We start from the raw sequence: 20322 nt of genomic DNA, 5'->3' as shown, positions 1-20322 counted from the left end.
CTGTATTTAAAGCTAGTTAACCATTTGAGCGAAAATGGCGATCGGGAAAATTGGTGTGGGGTTGCGACTTTAACTTAGAAGTAATATCGTAGTAGCGGTAGATAGTAGATTTCCGGCTGTCAAACAACTTGAGAATTGAATCAATGACAATTTCTGTAACTATCGGGTTAAAGTCGGAAATAAAGTCGTCGGCGTTGAGATTTTCTCGAAAAAATTCCTTAGCTCGATCGCACTGATAGCGCATTTCGTCAAAGCCAACAATTTTTACCACAAACGTTGTCAGGGGCGAGCTCTCCAAATCGGTATTAGAAGTGCTTTTAGCCCGCCCATTTTCTAATAAATTCAATACTTCTGCTTCTAAACTAATTTTAGGTTTATAAGGTTTCTCTATTTCGGGAAAAAAGCTTTCCAGGCGCACGCAGTTAGGAGTTTGATCCGGAATTCCTCCCATCATCATCGCCAGAGAAACCTCAATCCCCAAATCCGAAGAAAGAGCTTCTAGCAGGGCTAGGGCAGCCAGTTTGCACCCCAAATAAAGCTTCGCAATTTTGAGATTGTACTTAGCAGTAGTTTCCCAGCGCTGATAGGTGCGATCGTCTGGATATCCCTCAAACTGGCGGAAAATCATCTCTGGCTTGAGATAATTCAGAAAACCTTCCATCTTGAGCAAAGCAACTCGGTAGTCGCGAACCGTGTAAAAACCGCAGCAGATGAGGTTGTGATTGGTTTCCGGCAGTAAATTCCAGGTATTTGCCAAAAAATGGGCTGAACTAGGGTGAGCAAAACTCATCACATCCCGGTTAGAGATTCGCACAGCTTTTTTGACCGTTTCCCGCATTTCTCCGTCAGTCAAACTGAGGTTAAACAGGCTATTTATTGCTTGCAAGCGGTCATAAAGGCGCTGGCTTACCGTTACTCCTGCATCGGCGGCGCGAAACGGAATTGTTGCTTCAATGCAGCCTGCAATTTGAAGCAATTGCTGGCGTTTGAGAAATGGTTCTAGAGCTTTTGCTGCTACCACAGCGCTGAGAAATTCGTTTTGTCCAGCGAAAGGATTGAGGACTTCGCCCGGTACAAAATTGAATACCAGCATTACCATCTCGAAGATGGTATCTGCCGGCAGTTCAGATCGATCCCGAATTTGTAGTTGTTGGTTAACCTCTTTTGCAACAGGAGTGATGTAGTAGCTGACGTTAAAGTTAATGCTGCGATCGACTTGCACGTAGACGGTATCGTGAAATAAAGCTGCCAAAACCTCGATCGCGTCTTCCTTTCCCCCCACATCAAAAATATGTTCGGGAGTGTGAAAAAACCGCCAGGGCCCCATCATCGGCTGAACAATCAGTTCGGCAATCCGAGCGAGTTCATTTGGTTCGACTTTTGCTTCCAGGCGATCGAGCGCCCAAATAAGCCTTTCTAAGCACTGCAAGTAGGCTTGTTTGCTATCCATCACAGTCTTTCCCAATAACATTGCTGTCAGTCGATTTTAGATTTTAGATTTTAGATTTTAGATTTCCTCCACAGATGAATCTGGAAGCTTGAACCTGAGTCTAAAATTTTTATATCTCCACGACAGGAGTCGGGGCATTGTATCCGTTTTTGGGCGGGGTGAGGTCAGCCACCCTGGTGTTAGTTTGATTCTTTCGTAGATGCGCCCCGGCTTTTTTGACTTGGGATATTTGAGATTTTTGTTGAAGACTTTAGCGGGTATTTAGGAGGCAAATACTTACTTAAACTCAACTTAATTTCCGGTAGCTGACCTCCCCTGTTTTCCCAGTCTAATCAGCACAAAGTATGACAAGTAAATTACATAGATTACTAAACCTATCAGACCTAACAATCCCAAAAATTGGGGGTTTGCCGTAGGGTGAAACATTTGTTTGTACAGCCAAGGTGGATCTAACCAAACGCGGCAAAAAGGTTCATCAATTATCTGAATTTGAGATTTAAAGGCACAGCTTAAAAAGGGAAGTTGAGCTAGAGCGCCCAAACCGCTGTAAACAGTAATCGCCCACCGCCAAGCTGTAAAAGCCAGTTTCAGGGGCGACTGCGGTCGATCGGCAATTTCTTCGTTTAAATCCTCCCAAAACCACAGACTAGCAGGAATTAAGGCCCTCCCAATCACCGACGATACAAAGCTCACAGGCAGCGCAGCCATCATCAGGTAAAGTGTAATTGCCAGCAAACTCGCCACCCGCCAATAAATAATCGACAAACGGACGATCGCCTCAGCTTTTGCCACAACAGCCCAAATCAGCACTACCAGCGGGATCGAAATTGTTAATAACACAGACAACCGATAATCCATCCAGACTAGCGGTTGAAACCAAGGCCCGGTGGCTGCCAATAAAAGACTCAACATCTTTGGGAAAATATACTCACTTATTTGTCACAAATTTTACTACAAAAATGCTAAAAAATCAGCAACCAGAACACGGTCTTAATGTTTTAGTTACTGCTACCTTTTCTAAGGTACTTGACGCGCTTTGAAGGCTACTTGAGACACGATAGACGGCAATACCCTTGAGTTAAAACTGTTTATTCCTCAGAGCTCTCCTTCCCATCCTCGCCCCCCTTGGGGGACGCAAGAGGAAATTCTTGTCCCCCAAGGGGGGCGAGGGGGAAGCTGGCTGATTTGAACCGTATTGGAATAGAGGGCAAATCTCGCCATTGTTTCAAGGCTCAACCCCTAAATAAAATTCTCCCGCGCCAAAAGTTAGATTTCGGCGCGGGAGGCAAGGCATAGAGCTAAATGGCTCGTTTATTCGTCGTAGATGCGGCACTCAGCAGCGTCAGGATTGTCGTCGCAATATTTTTCAAAAGAATTCTTAGGTTTGACTTGCTTTTGGTGGGAAGCTTCTGCTTGCAGTTCTTCAACTGCGTCCCACGCCGCCGCGCATTCCCCGGAAGTGGCGCCCTTGAGGTCACAGACTGTACGAGCGCTTTCTAGTTCTTCTTCAATTTTTTCTTGGATGTTGCCTGCGGGTGTTGTTGTCATAAAACTTGTTGGTAGGAAAGTGTAGGAGAATATGGTTGTCCCCGACCTATTTCTAGGTAGTGTTAGCACGCGCCTTTGTTTAGTGAGCTTGTTCGGCTAACGGCACGTCCTTAACCCAAATAAAGATGTTTAACCGTTAACGACAGAGCAAGGGACTAGCTAAGCAGCCGCTTGGTGTCATAACTCAAAAAACGTAGACCTCTAAAGTCTTAGGCTAGTCAACTACAACTGAAGTTTTAGGTCAGAAGCCCAGTCACTTCCGTGCTGGGTAGTTGACTGTCACCTGATTAAGTAAGAAAGGTTTTCTGTTTGGATGTTAGTTTGGGTTGGATTTGCTGTTTCGGTCTGGCGACCCCAGCTAATAATAGCCTGAGATGCGCGGCTGTTGCAGCAGCCCAGAGAGAAACCATCCATAACTGCGATCGCAACAGCCGTCTCTACTTCCTGCTTGACTCTACTCCGTCGGCGGGGGAAGAGTCCACAGGCATCAATGTAGGTCGAGCTGACCTTACTTTTGATGAAAACATTACACGAGTTTGGTGTGTCAAACTGTATTGAGCTTTATCTTTTAAGATTTAGCTGAATACGGCATTTAACACTAAACAGATTAATGGGACACTCATGTTAACTTATGTTAACACAACAACGGCAATCGATGGGGAATCGATCGCCCAAGAATACCGTCCCTCCAGCGACCAGTTCCAGTTAGCCTAATGTATAGAGATAGTTTTATAGAGAAGTTCGCCTTATGTACACCCAAAACAAAATGCAGTGGGTCAGCGCTTTATCAACCCGTCCGTCTTTGGAATCAGCGCTCAAAGAAGTTGTAGAACAAGCCGATCGCGACCTAGAAGGCCCCGCCGATTTAGCGCTGATATTTATCTCGTCTGCCTTTGCCAGCGAGTATTCACGGCTGATGCCTTTACTCCGAGAACTGCTGCCGGTGCCCGCGATCCTGGGCTGCGGCGGGGGAGGAGTCATCGGCACGAACCGGGGCGGCCTCACCGAAGAAGTCGAGGGATCTCCGGCAGTCAGCCTGAGTCTGGCCCGCTTGCCGGGAGTGAACGTCAGAACTTTTCACGTCGGTGCAGAAGAACTACCGGACTTAGACAGTCCCCCGGATACTTGGGTGGATCTCTTGGGCGTGCCGGCCCGAGAAGAACCGCATTTTATCATCTTGGCTGACCCATTTTCCGCAAAAATTAACGATTTGCTGCAAGGGCTAGATTATGCCTATCCGGGTGCGGCGAAGGTAGGAGGGCTCGCCGGCGGGGACGGTGCGGGCAGGGGCGCAGCGCTGTTTTGCAACTATCAGCTTTACCGAGAAGGGACGGTTGGGGTAGCTTTGAGCGGCAATATAGTTTTGGAAACAATAGTGGCTCAAGGCTGTCGGCCGATCGGGCAGCCTTATCGGGTGACGGAAGGAGAGCGCAATATTTTGCTGAAACTCGAAGAACAAACCGACGATATCGGCAGCGGGGGCATCGAGCGATCGCCCTTAGAGGCACTTCGAGAGTTAGTTCAAACTTTGAGCGAACAAGACCGAGAATTAGCTCAGCACTCGTTATTTGTAGGCTTAGTCAGCGATGAATTCAAGCTGACATTAGAGCCGGGAGATTTTTTAATCCGAAATCTGTTGGGAGTAGATCCGAAAGTGGGAGCAATTGCGATCGGCGATCGAGTCCGTCCCGGACAGCGCATCCAATTTCACCTGCGGGATGCCCGCACCTCCGCAGAAGACCTAGAAATGCTGCTCGATCGCTATCAGCGGGCCGCCGAGTACAGCGGTACATCCAGTGCCGGGGCCTTGATGTTCTCTTGTCTGGGTCGCGGTGAAGGACTTTACGGCCAATCGAACTTTGACTCCCGACTGTTTGGCCGATACCTCAAAAACATTCCTCTGAGCGGCTTTTTCTGCAACGGCGAAATCGGCCCCGTCGGCGGGAGCACCTTTCTGCACGGCTACACCTCCGTATTCGGGATTTGCCGCCAAAATTCATAGTCAGCAGTCAGCAGTCAGTAGTCAGTAGTCAGTAGTCAGTAGTCAGTAGTCAGTTATTATTTGTTTGTTGTTTGTTCTAACTGAGATGTTGCACCATTCTCAATAAGCTTTTTATGAACAGGCTTTCCGGCCTGTTCCACAAGAAGAAAATTCACTCTTCGCTTCACAGGCATCTTGCCTGTTCTTGAGAATGGTGCAATATCTGAGTTCTAATAACCAATAACCAATAACCAGTAACAAATCACAAATCACAAATCACAAATAACCAAACACTAAAAGCGGCAGGAAACTGCCGCTTTTAGCTCTAACTATGTCTGGAAACCTTAGAAACTAAAGGTAGTCCGCAGGAGTCCGACCCAGATATCGTCGTTTCTGTTGTTGTGTTCGGGATTCAGAATCACGTAAACGCCCGGTGTCACCGCAATAAAGTCATTGACTTGGAAGCGATAGAAACCCTCTAAGTGATAAGAGGTGTTGCGGTTTCTGGCGACATCACTCTCAGTAACTTTTGGCGGTACACCGAAGACGAAGCCGAGGAGGTTGCCTTGCCGGCCAAAATCTGCCAGGGCCAAAGTGATAGCACCATTCTGGATGGTAGCGTCATTGTTGCCGCCCCGCAGTTGTTCAGCCTTCGTATAACCGTACCAACCGCCAATCTGAAAGCGGCTGCTGGGTTTGAAGTTAACCTGCACCCCAAAGTTATCGGATGCAGTGGGTGCTAGACCGAAGGGCTGGTTCGCCAAAGAACTGCCGGTGCTATTCAAGATGTTAACATCGCCTGCGCGATTGTATTTCCGGGTGTAAGTCAGGCCCAAATCAAACGGTTTGCTAAAAAAGCCTATCTGACCCAGAGCGCTGAAAGAACCGTCGGCAACCCCCCTGCCGTTTGCGGGGTTGGGAGCATCGCTCTCGCCGGCCAGATAGCCCGCGGTAGCTTGGAAGTTGCCGAAGTTGTAAGTCATACTTGCGCCAGCTCCCTGCGGCCCGCGGAATACGGCCGGGTTACTACGAGATCCAAATCTGGAAATTGAAGTTGTACCTGTAGACTTAAAGGGACTAGCTGTGTTTGCAATTTCATCCAGGTCAAGTCCTAGAGGACCGACAATGAATGTAGCGTTACCCGTCGGGAAACTATAGTACAGCTCCTCAAGTATGAAATTGCTACTCTCACCCCCCTCATAGCTTAGGCGAGCCATGTTGGTACCGGTAGCCGTGGCTCTGTCGTAGCGGGCGATGTTGCCTGCTTGCAAGCGGGTTTTGAGCAAATCTCGACCGGTGAAGCTTGTCAATAAGCTCAAGCGCACCCGGTAGCCGAAGTTGGTGACTGTTTTGTCGTCGCGAGTGCCAACTGCATCTCCGAAGGTGTCGCTGGCGGCAAAAATGACTTCTCCTGCCAGTTTGGTTGTGGTGGAGAACTGGTTGGCTTCGAGTTCTGCGGTGCGAGCTTCTAGGCCGTCTACCCGTCCGCGCAGGGTAGCGAGTTCGGCAGCAAATTCTTCTTGCAGGCGTTGCAGGATGGCTAAGTCGTCTCGGGTAACCAAGTTACCTGTTGACCCAATTAGTTTGGTTATGTTGTCTAAGCAAGCGTTGACGCCGGCTGCAAATTCGTAGCGAGTCAGGGCGCGGTTGCCGCGGTAGGTGCCGTCGGGATAACCTACGATACAACTGTAGCGTTCGACTAGGGATTGCAGGGCTTGGAATGCCCAATCTGTCGGGCGCACGTCGGAGAGCTGAGAGACTGATGTCACCTGGGACATTGTTCCCGACTGTTGGGCCGGCTGCGCTTGGGGAGCGACAGGGACGATGGGGCCGCCCATTCCGGCGGGTGCTGTCTGAGCAATTTCTACCTTCGTAGCTGGGGTAGTAGCTGGGGCAGTAGCTGAGGTAGTAGCTGGGGTGCTGGCGACTGCTGGCACTTCGATTTTCCCAGCAACTTCTGTCTGGCTGCTTTGCACTGCCAAGTCTGATGCTTGGGGCGACGGTGCGGCTGTGCCTGCTTCTGCCAGGGGTTCAGTCGCTGCTGCTGTGCTGGCGGGAGCGATTGGGGCTGCTGACTCCATGTCGATCGCCGTTGTTTGCAGTGATCCTGCGCTGGTTTCTGGTTCAATTTTTGCCAGTTTTTCAGCGTCTGCGGAGTTGGCGACCGGGGTTTGGGCCGCTTCGACGCTGCTGTTTAAAGCCAGCTTTTCTGGGGCAGCAGGGGCTGCTGCAACTGGTTCTGCAACTATTTCTTTAACTATTTCTGAAATTTTTGACTCAGATGACTGAGCTGTGGCTAGCTGGTTGGCTTCAGCGGTTGCGGGTGCTTCTGCGGCGATCGCAGTGGCACTCATGACTGATGATAGCCCCAGAATTGCCGGGGATACTAGCAGTAAATTCCAAAAAGTTCTGTTCATTTTCCTCACACCTTCACACTCTATTCAACTCGACGAGCAGCAATTCCCAACTGCTTATTTTTGTGGTTGCTTGCCTGTTGACAATAACTGCCAAAATAGAACCTATCCATAACTGTTGATTCACAGTAGGCGTGTCTACTTCTGCTTGAACGTAGGGGGCCGAGCCCTTATACCGTCCAGGCATCAATTCAGGTCAAGCCCACATTACATTACAGTTGATTATACCATCACGTGCTAGTTTCATCTGTCGATCGCCCGACTTGCTTGAGTTGCTCTGCGGGCGATCGACAACTGGTTCTACGGGTTCGACCACAATCTGCCTCTAACTGACAACTGCCGAGACTTCTCGGTTACGCCAGACTTAACAGACGGTTATAGGTAGGATTGTGGCTGCTTGTCGCATCCCTTATACAGCTTTATATCCTATGATGTCAAGCTTTTTAACCTAACTTTAAACGTCGCGACCCGGCAGGGGCTATTTTCCCCCATGAGTGGGGAACTAAGACCTCAAGGCTGGTAGATTGACCCGATCCAAACCAAAGTTCAGGCATGACCAATTTGGGTTTTTTGATGCCCGCTGCCATCGGGACTTGCCAGGGCGATCGCCATTTTTGAGATGGCCCGTCGGCGGGTTTAATTTCCCGCTACTTTAACATAATTTTTTTGCGGTCTGGCAGCAGCCTACTGAATCTCTGTTAGCTGAAATTATACTTTGGCGGCTTCGCTGTCTGGCGTTTGACAACCAGTTATTTTTGTGGCACAGCCTCGGGATCTCAAAGCACATTTTCTCTGTGATTTATGCCACTGCCCAAGTATCCATTGATTCTCCGGGCTTCCTGGACGCATCAACCGGGTTTGAGGAACGCAAATACTTGCTTTTAGGCGATCGGTCGAAGTTAAAAAACCGGGTTTATGAGAGTAAGGAGTGCATCCAAGACGGTTTTAATTTGCTAAGAACACAAGTAAATGCCGCAAGTTATGGGAGGGCGATCGAACAACCTGTAGATTGGGCAATGCACTCGCTCTTTCTAGGGTATGTTAAATTGAGGCGTACCATCTATATTTTTTGACACCATCTCTGACTGGGATGAAAAGAAAACTGCGGCTGTTAGTAGTGGTATTATTGCTATTAGGATTTTTCTTTCGCTTCGTCAACATTGACAAAAAGTTTTATTGGTACGATGAATTATTTACTTCCCTGCGGATTTCTGGATACACGCAAACAGAAGTGCTTCGTGAAATAAGGAATGAGAATTAAATAACTTACACTCTTGAAAGTGGGGTGGGTCCATGAGCCAGCCCTTTTTGGACGGGCGGAATCGGCCCATCCCACCATAACAATTAAAATTGTAAGTTATTGAATTCGCGATCCTAAGCAGCGGTCAGTTAGTAGCACCAAAAGATTTAATGAAATATCAGCGCCTCAATGCGACAAAAAATTTGGGCGATACTGTTAAAAGTTTAGCAATAGAAGAACCTCAACTGCCACCACTGTATTTTCTGGCAGTCAAGTGTTGGGCAAAACTATTCGGTGATTCTCCTGCCGCGACAAGAAGTTTCTCAGCTTGGATGAGTTTGTTAACGTTTCCTGGCCTGTACTGGCTGTGCCGAGAATTGTTTGCATCGCCGGAAGTGGCGTGGATAGCCGTGGGATTGCTAGCAGTTTCTCCCTTGCACGTGCTTTACGCTCAAGAAGCACGTCCCTACAGTTTGTGGCCTGCCCTGATTTTGCTTTCTTGTGCGTCTCTGCTGCGAGCACTGCGGCTGCAAAATAAGCTGAGTTGGAGCATTTACGCAGTAGCAAATATTCTGGGATTTTACACTCATTTATTTAGTCTGTTAGTTGCGTTAGGTCACGGAATTTATCTCGTAGGAACTCAAGGTTTTACGTCGAATAAAAAGCTAGTGAGTTACTCGATCGCAATTGCCGTGTCGTTGCTAGCATTTCTGCCTTGGATGGTAATTTTACTGGTAAATAAAAGTGCAGCAGCCGGGGCGACAAGTTGGGCTAATCTAGAAAGTCAGAGGCTATCTTTACTTAAGAATTGGGTCGGAAATATCGGTCGCGTTTTTTTTGATGTCGGGCTAACTTCTAATGCGATTTCCGTATATCTTATTGGTTTAGTGGCAGCGAATTTAAGTTTATTGACAATCGTAGGGTATGCAGTTTATTTTCTGTGTTCGGAAACGAACAAACAGGTTTGGCTGTTTGTGGTGACGGTGATGGCGGTGACAGCACTGGTACTCGTGCTGCCGGATGTTATATTGGGAGGAATCCGATCGACTCAAGCTCGCTACCTATTTCCGACTTATTTGGGGATGCAAATCGCTGTGGCTTACCTGTTAGCGACTAAAATTACCGCGCTGTGCCAAGCTGGAAACGGCAAATGTGGAAAGTTTTGACAGTTGTACTGTTAACGGGCGGGGTGCTGTCGAATGCCGTTAGTTCTCAAGCTGAGACTTGGTGGACTAAGGAATGGGGCCTTTGAAAATCCCGAAATTGCTCGCAGGATCGATCGTGCTCCAAAGCCGCTGCTTGTCAGTGATATCTCGGAAGTCAGTCTGGGAAATATACTGTCAATGAGTCATTTGTTAGAACCGAAAGTGCGGCTGCAATTGGTGTTGCTTGACCCGGAAGCGCGCCGTCGATCTCTGTTGTTTGACAGACCAACTATACCCAATATTCCTAGCGGTTTTAGCGATGTTTTTGTCTGCGGGCGATCGCAGAAGTTTAGTGCTAAGCTGGCTAAAAGGCAAAACTTGAAAATCGAGCTGCTTTCAGAACAAAAAACCGAAACGCTGTGGCTAGGCAAGTTAGTAAAAGAGTGAGGGTTTATGGAAGATTTTGGTATTATTATTGCCTGCTGCGACCAAGATTATCTGTTTGCAAAGGGTTGCTGTGCTAGCATCCGCTATTTCCTGGGAGATGTTCCCATCTGCCTGTTGATTGACGGTACGTTTTCCGTGAGTCCCCTAGAAAAAGCTTACGGAGTGCGCGTCATCAATCACGATAGCGTCTCTGAGCCACTTCTGAGAAACAGAAGCTTTGGTTGGGGAAAAAGTCATATGATTCCCTTTTGGGAAAGTCCTTGGCAAAATTTTCTCGTGATGGATGCAGATACAATTGTTTGGGGAGATGTCCTCAAATTTGCTAATTTTCAAGACTTCGACTTTATTATTGACCAGCCTTGTAACGATTACTCCGATGCCGATATCACGGAATTTTTCTTTGACATTCCGGGAGTCGAAAAGTATTTTCCAGATTTTCACTGGCGAGACTATCGTTCTCGCTATGTCTGTCCAGGCACATTCTTTGGGAAGCGAGGTGTTTTCAGCTTAGAGGAGTATAGAAAGATTCTGGATTTTAATGACGAACATCCAGAGATATTTAAGTATGGAGACATGGGCTTTTTTAACCTGATGGTCTTCCGCGCCGCTCAAGAGGGCAAACTGCGGGTGCAGAATGTGGATATGCAGTTGTTGGTGCCGGATTTTGACCAGGATTTGCTGAGAAAGCGGTTTCCGGTTGAGTCAAGCGGGCCAGCAGGCGATCGCACTCAGGCGACGGTGATTCACTGGTGCGGGCCGAAGCCGACTTTATCTAGTGGGAAAGTTTACTCGGAACCGATGAATTTTTGCCGCCGCAAGTGTGAGGAGGATGTTTGGAACCGCACGGGTTTGGCTGCCGAGATGTCGCTGCAAGTTGAGGATTTACAGCGATCGATCTACGTGTATAAGAATAAGTTTAAGAAGAAGTTTCGGCAGTTGGCGGGGAAGTAAGTAGGATTTTTTAACCGCAGATGTCAGCGGATGAACGGGGATGCACGGGGATTTGGGCTTACCCTTCGAGGGGTAAAGTTGGCCCGGCTGGGGGTAAAACTTGGCGGTGAATGCTTATTTTGTGGCTTTCCCGCTGAGTTTGCATTTCGACTGCGATCGCCTCAAATTCGACTTCCATGCAGCCGTAGGGAATCTCTAACTCAACACTTGCTCGGACGTTTCCCAACCCGTTAGATTTAAATTCGGTAATCCAGCGCGGCCCGTCGAGAATCAGGTAGGTTTGCCGATCGTACACCCAAACTTTCACATAAATTCGGGGCATTAATTCCGGGAGTTGCACTTGGACTTTTACAGCCTGGCCCGCAATGATTTCGGCGCGCGGCAATTCCAAAACCGGCATCGGTACTAACTCGTCTTCTGGCAAAACGTAGGGAATCGGGGGAGTGTCTTCTGCTGAGACAGTTGCAATTTTTTGAGCAACTTGTTTCGGCTGCGGGGGCTCGTCAAAAACGACAAATTCTCTAGCTTCGGGGCTAGTAGATTTGGGATCGGAAATTGTTTCGCTGGTTTCTGGTTGCTGCTGGGTTGGGCTGCTTTCTTCCACAACGGCAATTTCGTCGCTGCTATTTGCGGCTGCTTTTGGAGTTGGCGACAGGGTGGTTGCTTTGAGCCAGTCGGGAGATTCGGCGTTGCTGGCTAGGGAACTCAGTCGCGACCAAAATCGACTTTCGACGTTTAAGGTTTGAAATGCCTGTTTTGTGGGCGCTGGCGGGGTTTCTGGGGCTGTTGTTTCTGGTTGGGGGCTGTTTTCGGGTTTTTGGTCGATCGCTCCGATTTCGGCTGTTTGAGTGGGATTTGGGATGTCTGAGGCTTTGGTTTGTGGGTCGATCGACTCTGGGGCAGTTCGAGGCGAATTGGAGATTTCTAAGAGCAATTGCGATCGGCTGCTGTCGGGCAGTTTGTTACCGAATGCGGGCAATTCTAGACCGCCTGCACCTGGGGTGTGACGCGAAGCCAGTAGAGGGGGTAGGGCTTCCTTGGTTGGAGGTTCGGCGGGGGAGGGAGGGTCTAAGGATTTTTGTACTAGCTTGAGGAAGGATAGATTTTTGGCGCTTCCAGGCTGTTTTGAGGCTGTTGGGGAGAGTTCGGCTTGATGCTTTTCTTCGATGAAATTGTCTTTAATTTCCTCTAGAAGGTGCTCTAAACGGGCTGTAATTGTGAATAGTTTGGTGGCTAGGGTGACGCCGCCGCTGCTGAGAATTGCTTCTCCTAAAATTAGGCGGCTTTTGCACTCGGTTGGGATGTAGGTGACGCAGGCAAAGATGCAGGGGGGAACTTGTTCTGGCATCGGCTGCTGGATTTCTGCGAGAATTTTTGAGGTTTGGGGGTCGCGCAGGTAAATTTGCAGTTGTGCTGAACCGATGAGTTGTTTGAGTTCTAGCGCTTCGGATTCGGGGATGAGAGTTGCTGTTTTTCTGCTTTGTTGGGGGTGTTGGGGAATGTCGATTTTGCCGGAAATGATTAAGGGGCGACCGAGTTGGGTGACGAAGGTTTCTCGATCGAGGACGAGTTCGAGTTTGACGTGCGGTTGAGGTTGGGGGGTTTGGGGAATTGGGAATTGGTAGATTTTGGTCGGCTGCGGTGCTGAATCGGCTGCTGGGATTTGGGTTGGTGCGGGGCGATCGACCGGTGCTGCGATTTGTGGGGCTGCGCGATCGACCGGTGCTGCGATTTGTGGGGCTGCTGCGGAAGCTGCAGGTTCGATTTGGTCGATCGGCGGTAGGGGTTCGGAGGTGTCCGATTCTGCGGGCAATACTTCCAACTGAACGCCGTACTGCCAAGGTTTTAGTGGTGTTGATTTGGGATCTGGCAAGCAGGATAGTTCCCACAGTCCGGGTTTGAGCCTGGTGTAGGGAATGATCACGACTAATCCTTCGGGGTTGGTGCGGGCCGATCGGCTTTGGACTTTCCGCTGCGCCCCTGGGTCGAAGGAAGTATGGGTAACGCGAATTTCGATGTCGGTGTTGGGGTGCTGAATGCGAGCAACCACACGGTATTTACCTTCTAGAATTTCCACGTCTGAGGTTTCTAGGGGCAACCAGGCGCGATCGCCTTCTTTCTGTAGCAAAAATTCTAATTTTTTCATCTTTCTTTCCCCTTGAAGGCTCCCGCTTGATTCGTCACAGGTTGGCGGCGGGTTGTTTGCCGACAGCTACAGGCATTGAATTACTTTATCTCGTACAGTTTATCACCACTATCGGTCAAGAAAAAGCGCGCAGGATTACAGAACCCGAATTTGAGTTTCTTCTGTGCGATCGGTAGATCCCGGCGCCGGACTTAGGCAATGCCGTTTCGCTACGGATCTCGCGCACAATTATCGTGGAACAGGCCCAAAAGCCTGTTTCTTTCGGGCACTTACCAAGGACTGCCGATCATGCTGAAAGCTGCCCAATAATACGGATGAGATAAATCTTTGCTGTCGAGTTTGGGGATGGACGGGGGCAAGGGAGTTTCGTCTCGGGAACTTCGCAGTTTACCGCGTTCGATCGTCACTTTGCCTTCGATCTCGGCAATTTGTGCTTGCCTGAGAGCTTCAGCTTTAATGATTGGAGGGTCGTTTTGCCTGCGGATTTTTAACTGCTGGTAAAACTCACTCATCAGGGCGAGAGTTCCCGCATCGCTGACGTACCACAAGCTGGCGAGGGCTGATTTTGCTCCGGATTGCAGCGCTAAACCGGCAAATCCGAGTTCTGCTTCTTTGTCTCCCAAGGCGGTTCTGCAGGCGCTTAATACTAACAGTTCGAGGGGCGGATTGTTCCATTTTAAATCTCTCATTTGATCGAGGCCCAGTTGGGTGTCCCAAAATTGAATGTAGGAGTTATTTGGGGTTCCGGGGCGGAATTCCGCGTGGGTGGCGAGGTGGATGATTCCGTATTTTTGTTGCAGTCGCTGGGATTGCAAGTTTACTATGGTGAAATCTTCGTTGAGAAAGGATTGACCGGGCCACTGTCGGGCGATCGCGCCCAATTCTAACGGCACTGCAGGCAGCGGTTCTTTGTTTGCCGTTTCCGAAAACTTTGATGCTCCCATTGCTAGGACTTGGGTGTTTCTGAGGTTGGTGTAATTGCTGTCTGTGAATTTGAAGGCGGGGATGCGGGCGAGGCTGTATTTTTGGATCAGAAATTGCTGTCCGTCGTGCATTGCTGCTAGGGGTACGGTTCGCAAACCTGCGCCGACGCAGAACAGCAATGTTTCAATTCTTGCTGTTTGCAAATCTGTTTCTAGGGGTGCAATTATCCATTGGTAGAGTTGTTGGGCTGGTTCTAGATAGCTGGTGGTGTTGAGTTTTACGGGGTTGGTGATTTCGCTGCTGAATTTTTTGACTACTGAGAGCAGTTTCTCTTGTTGGGCTTCCGGGATGCTGCGGAGAATGGGCGGGCGATCGGGCAATATTAAGATTAATTCTAGTTGGTCGGTGCGCGGGAGGGCGTAAATTAAAGCTGGTTTTTTCTTTGTTTGAACTGCCAGGCGGGAGAGAGTTTTTGATATTGCTGCGGCGGTTTTCGCACGGGCCTTAAAGTCTTGTTCAAAGTATTTTTGATAGTCTTCTTCCCAGTCTTGTTCGATTCTGGTTACGGCTTCGGTGAGGTTTCCCCGATCGAGCAAATTTCTCATTTCTTGCCCGCCCGGCCCGCCCTGGCCTGTGTTTTGGGCAATTGTAGCGAGGTTCGCCGTGCTCCAGCAGAAAAATATTGCTGTCAAACAGTAAAAAATAGCTTTTTTAATTTTTTGATGAGTCGCGTGTTTTTGGCGTTGCTGCGGGGATTGATAGTGCATGGTTTTGGGGCGGTTGAGGGCGCAGTTGGCGGCAGCAGTTGGCAAAAGTATGTGGCTGGGAATATTTGGCTGTGCGGGCGATCGCGGCACGATTATAGCATTCAAGACAAACCGCAAATCTCTGCCGTAGGGCGTGGACACCAGCACCAACAGAGTCCCCGCCCCAAGAAATTCGCGATTTATGTAAACTTTTGTAGATTATGCAGAAGTTTTGCATAAAAATCGCAGATTCCGGCTGAGAAACGAATAGAGGGCTCTGCAGGAGGATGTGGCCGCACCAGCCGATCTCGATCGGAGAAATAGCTGAACTCCGGCCGGCTGCATCGCTGCTTAGAACAAATTTTTATGAGTATCCTTGGAACAAGAGATGCCTGCTAACGATGAAATTGACGATCGGCTCAAACAGCTAGCTATAATTGCTAAAAATCACCAGTCTAGAACTTTATGGCGACAGCAAGCTATGACCAAATTAATCACCCAGATTGAAAAAAATAAAATCATTAACTGGCCCCAAACTACTAATTTTTACTCCGAAAATGCTCGGGATTTTTGTGCGTAATCCCAACACAACTCTATCTGGCGCATTTGTAGGAAAATTCACAACTACCGACCTAAAAAATAAGTTTTTACCTCAATATTTTGCGGTTCACCTATGCCGCCGACGAAGACTTTTAGTTGATGTTGTAGCGGTTGAGGTGCAAAAACTTGGAGGTGTCCCTAAATGGATCTCGCATATTTATCTTCTACTAAATACTTCTCGACTTTCCCGTTGTCAAGCACTCTCATCGGTATCTGCCGCAAATTCCCGTCCAGTACAAATACTAATGTTTCAATTTGAGGGTTTTTCTTGAGTTCGGGTTCTCTAGGATTTGTGAATTTTTAAAAGCACCAATCAGCCGCAATACATCGCCTAAAATCATTCAACCAGATGCAGCAATTTCACTGTTGGGTAAGTTTTAAATAATTACTTTTGAGCGCGGATATATTGGGTTGTTAATTAAGTTCAAACAATCAAAGTCACCCGCTCTCAAACTGGAGCAAAGTATTGCAAGGTTGGCGGTAAAGTCCGGCGGATTGTAGATTTTGGGCGCCGACAACTTGGGGCCGGAATATTTCAGTTTTACTGCTATAGCCTTTCTCAAAAAGATGAGGTACTCTCGGGCATAGGCCTGGAGTGGGAATAAGGCATACCTCATTTTTGTGAGAACCGCTGTAGCTTGAATTATAGCAGAAACAGGTACTTGTAAACAACAAAAAAAGCCGTCAATCCTGCCCGTAAAAACCAATTTTTCCACCCGATCGTATTCATATTACAAATAACCAATAACAATTAACAACTGACTAATGACCGCAACTTAACAGCTTTGCCAAAACATTTCGCGTTATCTGCTGAGCTCCGGCATTTAAAACTGGCGGCCGCAACTGTGGCGCATTGTAATCGTCCAATCCCCAACCCCACTGCATCGAACCGGTGGCGAATACTGTCGCGCCCGAATCTGCTGTATAAACCGTCATGTCAGCATACCGAGTGCCGCCGCCGTGAGGGTATGGAGAATGGGCGACTCGAACTATATTTTTAGGGGCATTGCCAAACATTCGATCGACTTCATAACCCAAAAGTCCGGGCAACTTGTCGCCCTTTTTTAACCCAGTTTTTTCTAGCAGCCAACCTGGGGCATTTTCATCAATGACAATATCAGAATTAACTTGAAATGTCTCGTACATGACGCCGATTAAAGCATCTTCTGGACTGCCGAGAGTGCGGTCTCGCCAGCGAGTTGTTACTAAAGAATAAAGTGCTGGAGATTTATGATTAGTTGTTGCTATTTCAGCGCGTTCTGGTTTGTCGATGCCGTAGTTTAATTGCCCGCCTGCCGCTATTTCTACCGGCGAATTAACGGCGCCAAGTTTGACTTTCAATCCGCCCAGAGGGTCTAAATCGGCCATTTCTTTATAAGCAACTACAGTTCGGTTTACTTCGCCGGTAATCCGGCTGGGTTCTAGGCGAATCTGCCAGTAGCAAATATTGGAAGCAAAAAAGCCGATACTGACGCCTTCATCTCTAGCTGCTTCTATATTTTCCCGCATATCTCGCGACCAATATTCGTCGTGACCTACGGACAAAAATGCTTTGTGAGACAACAGCAACCGGGAGTTAAAATGCGTGTCGATGTTGGTGGCATAGGTAACGTCGTAGCCTTCTTTTTCCAGCCACCTGACCATATTGTATTCCCAACCAGCGCTCGAAGTCCTCCTTTTTGGCTGAAAATTGGTCAGAAATTCCCCCGCACCTACGCCGTAAGCTGCCTTGCGGTTGGGACTCATGGCGTAGGGCCGATTAAAGGAAACTTTGTAAGCTTGTTTTCCCTGACTGTTCCAGCGGTAAAGCGATTTGTAGCCCCAATTGTTGTATGCTTGAAAAGTGGTGACGCTGGATTGAAATAAAATGTCGGATTTGCGATCGTCATCCCGGACTACAAATATGATATAACTTTGCTTTCCAGTTCGGCTGGCTGTTAGTTTGGCTAAATAAATGCCGCTTATCCAGTCCTCGGTGCGATCGGGAATTCGCAAAATATACGGGTCTTTCCAATCGCATTCTATCAGTCCCGATGCTTCATCTTCTTTCGGCGGAGGCTGTCTGGTTCCCTTGCGAATAATTGGGTCGTTCATCCGCCGCCCGCCGAGTCCGTCATACCATCCGGTGCGGAATATTTCTATGGTATAATTCGGTTCTTTCGTGTTGACAAATAATTTAATTTCGCTGCCGACATTGACGCTGGTCAAAGAGGCGTAACCTTCGATTTCTCGCTTGGTGGCAGGATTTTCTAACTCCCAGTCGGCGGTGCCGGCTTTTTGGTTTTCTCTGGCTGTGGGATTGGTGGCGATCCTCTGCGTTGGCGTAGCCCCCGTAGGGGCGGGCTTTCCTTCGGATCGCAACGCTTTCGCTAATGCACTTTTTTCGGAATTTGAATAGTTTTGAGAAGGTGCTGCGCTGTTATAAAAAAATGGGGCTGCTAAGCCGATCGAGAAAGCTTTAAGAAACTTTCGGCGGCGCAATTTCCACAATAGTTTAACTGTCACGGGTAATAAGTCTATGGATTTTAGGTGATGGGTTTTAGAGTTGGGTTTTGGTGTAGCGGGCATAACACTAATTAACATTAACCCAAAAGACATCATACCTGAGATAGATTGTGTCCGATAGTACGGTGTCAAGTGCGATCGCGATCGGACTGGAGCACGTGTCTTAGTATTTCTTCACATATCGCGATTTCGGTCTATGATATATGCCTTATGGCGTATTTGTGTTTAAAGCCCGTTACCGCGTATCGCTGATGAGTCAATCAACCAATTCACCGCTATCCCAACCAGTTTCTCGAAGAACCGCCCTCAAATTCCTCGGAGTCGGTGCCGCCGGCGGGCTGCTGGGCTACTCTCGGTTTTCCAAGCCAGAGCCCGCCGTTTTTGTGCAAGATTCTCTTGACTTGCCGCGAATACTGAATCAGCGCAAAACCGTTGCAGTTGTCGGGGCAGGCTTGGCCGGGCTCGCCTGTGCTTACGAACTCTCCCAGCGGGGTTTCGCCGTAACATTGCTCGAGAAATCGCCCCAACTCGGCGGCAAAATTGCTAGTTGGCCGATTCAAGTCGGGAACGAAACTTTTATGATGGAACACGGTTTCCACGGTTTTTTTCCGCAATACTACAACCTCAAAAGTGTGGTTGAAGAACTAGAAATTACCGATAACTTTGTATCTTTAGAATCCTACGCCGTTCTGTTTCGAGACGGCAAATACAAACCCGAAGTTTTCCGTCCCAACCATTCAGCTTTCCCCTGGAATATAGTTGACTTGGGGATATCTTCTCCCAATCGGCTCAAGTGGGGAATCAATCTGACAAAACCCGCTCACTGGGAAGTGTTTCGAGAAATAGGCGGTTTTCAAACTCAAAAAAGTTTCGATCGCCTCGACAATATATCAGTTGCCGACTGGGTAACAGGTGAATTTCCGCGCGGACTTTATGACTTGTATTTTCTGCCTTTTGCCAAGTCCAGCCTCAACGCTCCCGACGAATTGAGCGCGGGAGAATTAATGCAATTCTTCCACTTTTACTTTTTCGGAAATCCAGAGGGTTTGGCCTTCAACGGCACGCGGCAAGATATGGGCACGAGTTTGGTGCAGCCTATTGCCAGAGCGATTGAAAGCAAAGGCGGCAAAGTATTAACAGATGTCGCAGTCAGTGAACTTCGCTGGGAAAACGGCAAGATTGATTCTCTGAGTTACCAGTCAGGAGACGTGCAAAGTAAAATACCTTTTTGGGTGAAGCGAAACGCGCTGTTAACTGACAGCAACTCTACCGAATATTTCGGCGCTGGGGACAGCGTATTTGCCGCGGCACCGTCGGGAAAAGAAGCAATTTCTCTGAGCTGCACTCACCAAGGCTGCACAGTTCAGAAACAAAACGACGGTCAATTTCACTGTCCTTGTCACGGGGCAGTTTTTGATGCCGAAGGGCGAGTTGTCAGCGGGCCTGCTCAGCGGGATTTGCCTCGATTTAAGGTGGTCGATGAAAAAGCAGATGAGGTACAGTTGGTTTCCGCGGCGAACAATTCCCAGACGCAGAATTTCGCGGAAACATTGAAGGCTGATTACTATGTTTTTGCGGCAGATGTTCCGGGGATTCAGCATTTGTTTAGTTTAGCCAGCGGTGAGGTGAATCCGCAGGTGCAGAGTCGGATAGAGAGTTTGAAAATAGCCGATCCGTTTGCGGTGGGTCGTTTTTGGTTCGATCGCGAATTTCCATGGGAACACAGCAATTTCAGTTCGCTTTCCGGCTACAAACTGACTGACAGCATTACGCTTTACCACAAAATTCAGGATCAGTTCATCGAGTGGAATCAGAAAACTGGCGGTAGTGTAGTGGAACTGCACGCTTATTGTTACAAGGAGAAGGAATTTCCGAACCAGCAAGTTTTATTGGCTACTTTTGAGCAAGAATTGTACGAAATTGTGCCGGAATTAAAAGAGGCAAATATGCTGCACCGGGAATTGGTAAATCAAAAGAATTTCTCTGGATATCCGCCCGGTAGTTATGCGGAAAGACCAGAAACTTGCTGCGCTGTTCCCAATCTTTTGTTTGCGGGAGATTGGGTGAAAATGCCGTTTCCGTGCGGTTTAATGGAAAGGGCGGTTAGCAGCGGTTTGTTGGCAGCTAATGCTATTTTATATCAGGAGGGTTTGCAGAGGCGATCGCTCTTGACGGTGAATCCCGAAGGCGTCTTAAAAATCTAAGGTTTCCAGCGGGGCGGGTTT

The 20322-nt window shown here is 48.4% G+C and carries 18 protein-coding genes and 1 pseudogene; 10 read left to right on the top strand and 9 right to left on the bottom strand.

Translation table 11 applies throughout. The features are described from left to right. Positions 1-16 precede the first annotated feature (16 nt). From OSC7112_RS07735 to OSC7112_RS07725, 3 genes are all read right to left on the bottom strand, one after another. Positions 17-1471: a hypothetical protein gene (locus OSC7112_RS07735; protein ID WP_015175387.1), complete on the bottom strand. Its 1455-nt coding sequence runs from the start codon at positions 1469-1471 to the stop codon at positions 17-19. A 270-nt stretch (positions 1472-1741) separates the two neighbouring features. Continuing rightward, positions 1742-2362, bottom strand: a complete 621-nt coding sequence (locus tag OSC7112_RS07730; protein ID WP_015175386.1) for a DUF3177 family protein — start codon at positions 2360-2362, stop codon at positions 1742-1744. Between the two features lie 399 nt (positions 2363-2761). Continuing rightward, a complete protein-coding gene (locus OSC7112_RS07725) occupies positions 2762-2998 on the bottom strand; it encodes a Calvin cycle protein CP12 (RefSeq protein ID WP_015175385.1) in 237 nt (78 codons plus the stop codon). Between the two features lie 309 nt (positions 2999-3307). Between OSC7112_RS07725 and OSC7112_RS37960 the strand changes: the two genes are divergently transcribed. Together OSC7112_RS37960 and OSC7112_RS07720 are read left to right on the top strand one after the other, a co-directional pair. Beyond that, positions 3308-3556, top strand: coding sequence for a hypothetical protein (locus OSC7112_RS37960; RefSeq protein WP_150111512.1), 249 nt, complete (start codon positions 3308-3310; stop codon positions 3554-3556). Between the two features lie 190 nt (positions 3557-3746). After that, a complete protein-coding gene (locus OSC7112_RS07720) occupies positions 3747-5000 on the top strand; it encodes an FIST signal transduction protein (RefSeq protein ID WP_015175383.1) in 1254 nt (417 codons plus the stop codon). Positions 5001-5323: 323 nt separating this feature from the next. Here the strand turns inward: OSC7112_RS07720 and OSC7112_RS07715 are convergent, their stop codons facing one another. Beyond that, positions 5324-7396, bottom strand: coding sequence for an iron uptake porin (locus tag OSC7112_RS07715; protein WP_015175382.1), 2073 nt, complete (start codon positions 7394-7396; stop codon positions 5324-5326). 13 nt (positions 7397-7409) lie between these two features. Next, positions 7410-7580 carry a hypothetical protein gene (locus OSC7112_RS39490; protein WP_015175381.1) on the bottom strand — a complete coding sequence of 57 codons (171 nt, stop codon included), beginning with the start codon at positions 7578-7580 and terminating at the stop codon, positions 7410-7412. Between the two features lie 607 nt (positions 7581-8187). Between OSC7112_RS39490 and OSC7112_RS07710 the strand changes: the two genes are divergently transcribed. The 5 genes from OSC7112_RS07710 (at position 8188) to OSC7112_RS07700 (ending at position 11176) form a co-directional block, all read left to right on the top strand. Beyond that, positions 8188-8466, top strand: coding sequence for a hypothetical protein (locus tag OSC7112_RS07710; protein ID WP_150111511.1), 279 nt, complete (start codon positions 8188-8190; stop codon positions 8464-8466). 17 nt (positions 8467-8483) lie between these two features. Then, on the top strand, positions 8484-8654 hold the full coding sequence (locus OSC7112_RS39485) for a hypothetical protein (protein WP_190274345.1): 171 nt from the start codon (positions 8484-8486) through the stop codon (positions 8652-8654). A 149-nt stretch (positions 8655-8803) separates the two neighbouring features. Then, entirely contained in the window at positions 8804-9799 is a 996-nt protein-coding gene (locus tag OSC7112_RS07705; RefSeq protein ID WP_051041490.1) for a glycosyltransferase family 39 protein, read from the top strand. Positions 9800-9832: 33 nt separating this feature from the next. Further along, a complete protein-coding gene (locus tag OSC7112_RS34365; RefSeq protein WP_051041489.1) occupies positions 9833-10225 on the top strand; it encodes a hypothetical protein in 393 nt (130 codons plus the stop codon). Between the two features lie 6 nt (positions 10226-10231). Next, entirely contained in the window at positions 10232-11176 is a 945-nt protein-coding gene (locus OSC7112_RS07700; RefSeq protein ID WP_015175380.1) for a hypothetical protein, read from the top strand. 58 nt (positions 11177-11234) lie between these two features. On the opposite strand, the gene OSC7112_RS07695 is transcribed toward OSC7112_RS07700, so the two are convergent. After that, positions 11235-13322 carry a hypothetical protein gene (locus OSC7112_RS07695; protein ID WP_015175379.1) on the bottom strand — a complete coding sequence of 696 codons (2088 nt, stop codon included), beginning with the start codon at positions 13320-13322 and terminating at the stop codon, positions 11235-11237. Between the two features lie 26 nt (positions 13323-13348). On the opposite strand from OSC7112_RS07695, the gene OSC7112_RS39480 reads away from it, so the two are divergent. Then, the gene (locus OSC7112_RS39480; protein ID WP_190274344.1) at positions 13349-13498 is read left to right on the top strand and encodes a hypothetical protein; all 150 of its coding nucleotides are present in this window, start codon (positions 13349-13351) and stop codon (positions 13496-13498) included. 93 nt (positions 13499-13591) lie between these two features. Here the strand turns inward: OSC7112_RS39480 and OSC7112_RS07690 are convergent, their stop codons facing one another. Then, positions 13592-15160, bottom strand: coding sequence for a CHAT domain-containing protein (locus OSC7112_RS07690; protein ID WP_015175378.1), 1569 nt, complete (start codon positions 15158-15160; stop codon positions 13592-13594). Positions 15161-15380: 220 nt separating this feature from the next. On the opposite strand from OSC7112_RS07690, the gene OSC7112_RS07685 reads away from it, so the two are divergent. Further along, positions 15381-15572, top strand: coding sequence for a hypothetical protein (locus OSC7112_RS07685; protein ID WP_015175377.1), 192 nt, complete (start codon positions 15381-15383; stop codon positions 15570-15572). 158 nt (positions 15573-15730) lie between these two features. Here OSC7112_RS07685 and OSC7112_RS42635 read toward each other — a convergent pair. Next, a pseudogene (locus tag OSC7112_RS42635) lies at positions 15731-15859 on the bottom strand (hypothetical protein); the annotation flags it as partial. A 495-nt stretch (positions 15860-16354) separates the two neighbouring features. Continuing rightward, positions 16355-18097, bottom strand: a complete 1743-nt coding sequence (locus tag OSC7112_RS40780) for a N,N-dimethylformamidase beta subunit family domain-containing protein (RefSeq protein ID WP_223300782.1) — start codon at positions 18095-18097, stop codon at positions 16355-16357. Between the two features lie 251 nt (positions 18098-18348). Here OSC7112_RS40780 and OSC7112_RS07670 point away from each other — a divergent pair, with 251 nt between their 5' ends. Continuing rightward, positions 18349-20301: an FAD-dependent oxidoreductase gene (locus OSC7112_RS07670; RefSeq protein ID WP_041622981.1), complete on the top strand. Its 1953-nt coding sequence runs from the start codon at positions 18349-18351 to the stop codon at positions 20299-20301. The last annotated feature ends 21 nt before the right edge of the window (positions 20302-20322 follow it).

Source organism: Oscillatoria nigro-viridis PCC 7112, assembly GCF_000317475.1.
Classification (GTDB): Bacteria; Cyanobacteriota; Cyanobacteriia; order Cyanobacteriales; family Microcoleaceae; genus Microcoleus; species Microcoleus nigroviridis.
This window is presented reverse-complemented; position numbering and strand designations above follow the sequence as displayed.

What these genes read in the sequence shown, in the direction of transcription:
- OSC7112_RS07720 (WP_015175383.1), top strand. Translation starts at nt 3,747, where the DNA reads ATGTACACCCAAAACAAAATGCAGTGGGTCAGCGCTTTATCAACCCGT.
- OSC7112_RS07725 (WP_015175385.1), bottom strand. Translation starts at nt 2,998, where the DNA reads ATGACAACAACACCCGCAGGCAACATCCAAGAAAAAATTGAAGAAGAA.
- OSC7112_RS07715 (WP_015175382.1), bottom strand. Translation starts at nt 7,396, where the DNA reads ATGAACAGAACTTTTTGGAATTTACTGCTAGTATCCCCGGCAATTCTG.
- OSC7112_RS39490 (WP_015175381.1), bottom strand. Translation starts at nt 7,580, where the DNA reads ATGCCTGGACGGTATAAGGGCTCGGCCCCCTACGTTCAAGCAGAAGTA.
- OSC7112_RS07730 (WP_015175386.1), bottom strand. Translation starts at nt 2,362, where the DNA reads ATGTTGAGTCTTTTATTGGCAGCCACCGGGCCTTGGTTTCAACCGCTA.
- OSC7112_RS07685 (WP_015175377.1), top strand. Translation starts at nt 15,381, where the DNA reads ATGCCTGCTAACGATGAAATTGACGATCGGCTCAAACAGCTAGCTATA.
- OSC7112_RS07700 (WP_015175380.1), top strand. Translation starts at nt 10,232, where the DNA reads ATGGAAGATTTTGGTATTATTATTGCCTGCTGCGACCAAGATTATCTG.
- OSC7112_RS07670 (WP_041622981.1), top strand. Translation starts at nt 18,349, where the DNA reads ATGAGTCAATCAACCAATTCACCGCTATCCCAACCAGTTTCTCGAAGA.
- OSC7112_RS07735 (WP_015175387.1), bottom strand. Translation starts at nt 1,471, where the DNA reads ATGTTATTGGGAAAGACTGTGATGGATAGCAAACAAGCCTACTTGCAG.
- OSC7112_RS07695 (WP_015175379.1), bottom strand. Translation starts at nt 13,322, where the DNA reads ATGAAAAAATTAGAATTTTTGCTACAGAAAGAAGGCGATCGCGCCTGG.
- OSC7112_RS07705 (WP_051041490.1), top strand. Translation starts at nt 8,804, where the DNA reads ATGAAATATCAGCGCCTCAATGCGACAAAAAATTTGGGCGATACTGTT.
- OSC7112_RS39485 (WP_190274345.1), top strand. Translation starts at nt 8,484, where the DNA reads ATGAAAAGAAAACTGCGGCTGTTAGTAGTGGTATTATTGCTATTAGGA.
- OSC7112_RS34365 (WP_051041489.1), top strand. Translation starts at nt 9,833, where the DNA reads ATGCCGTTAGTTCTCAAGCTGAGACTTGGTGGACTAAGGAATGGGGCC.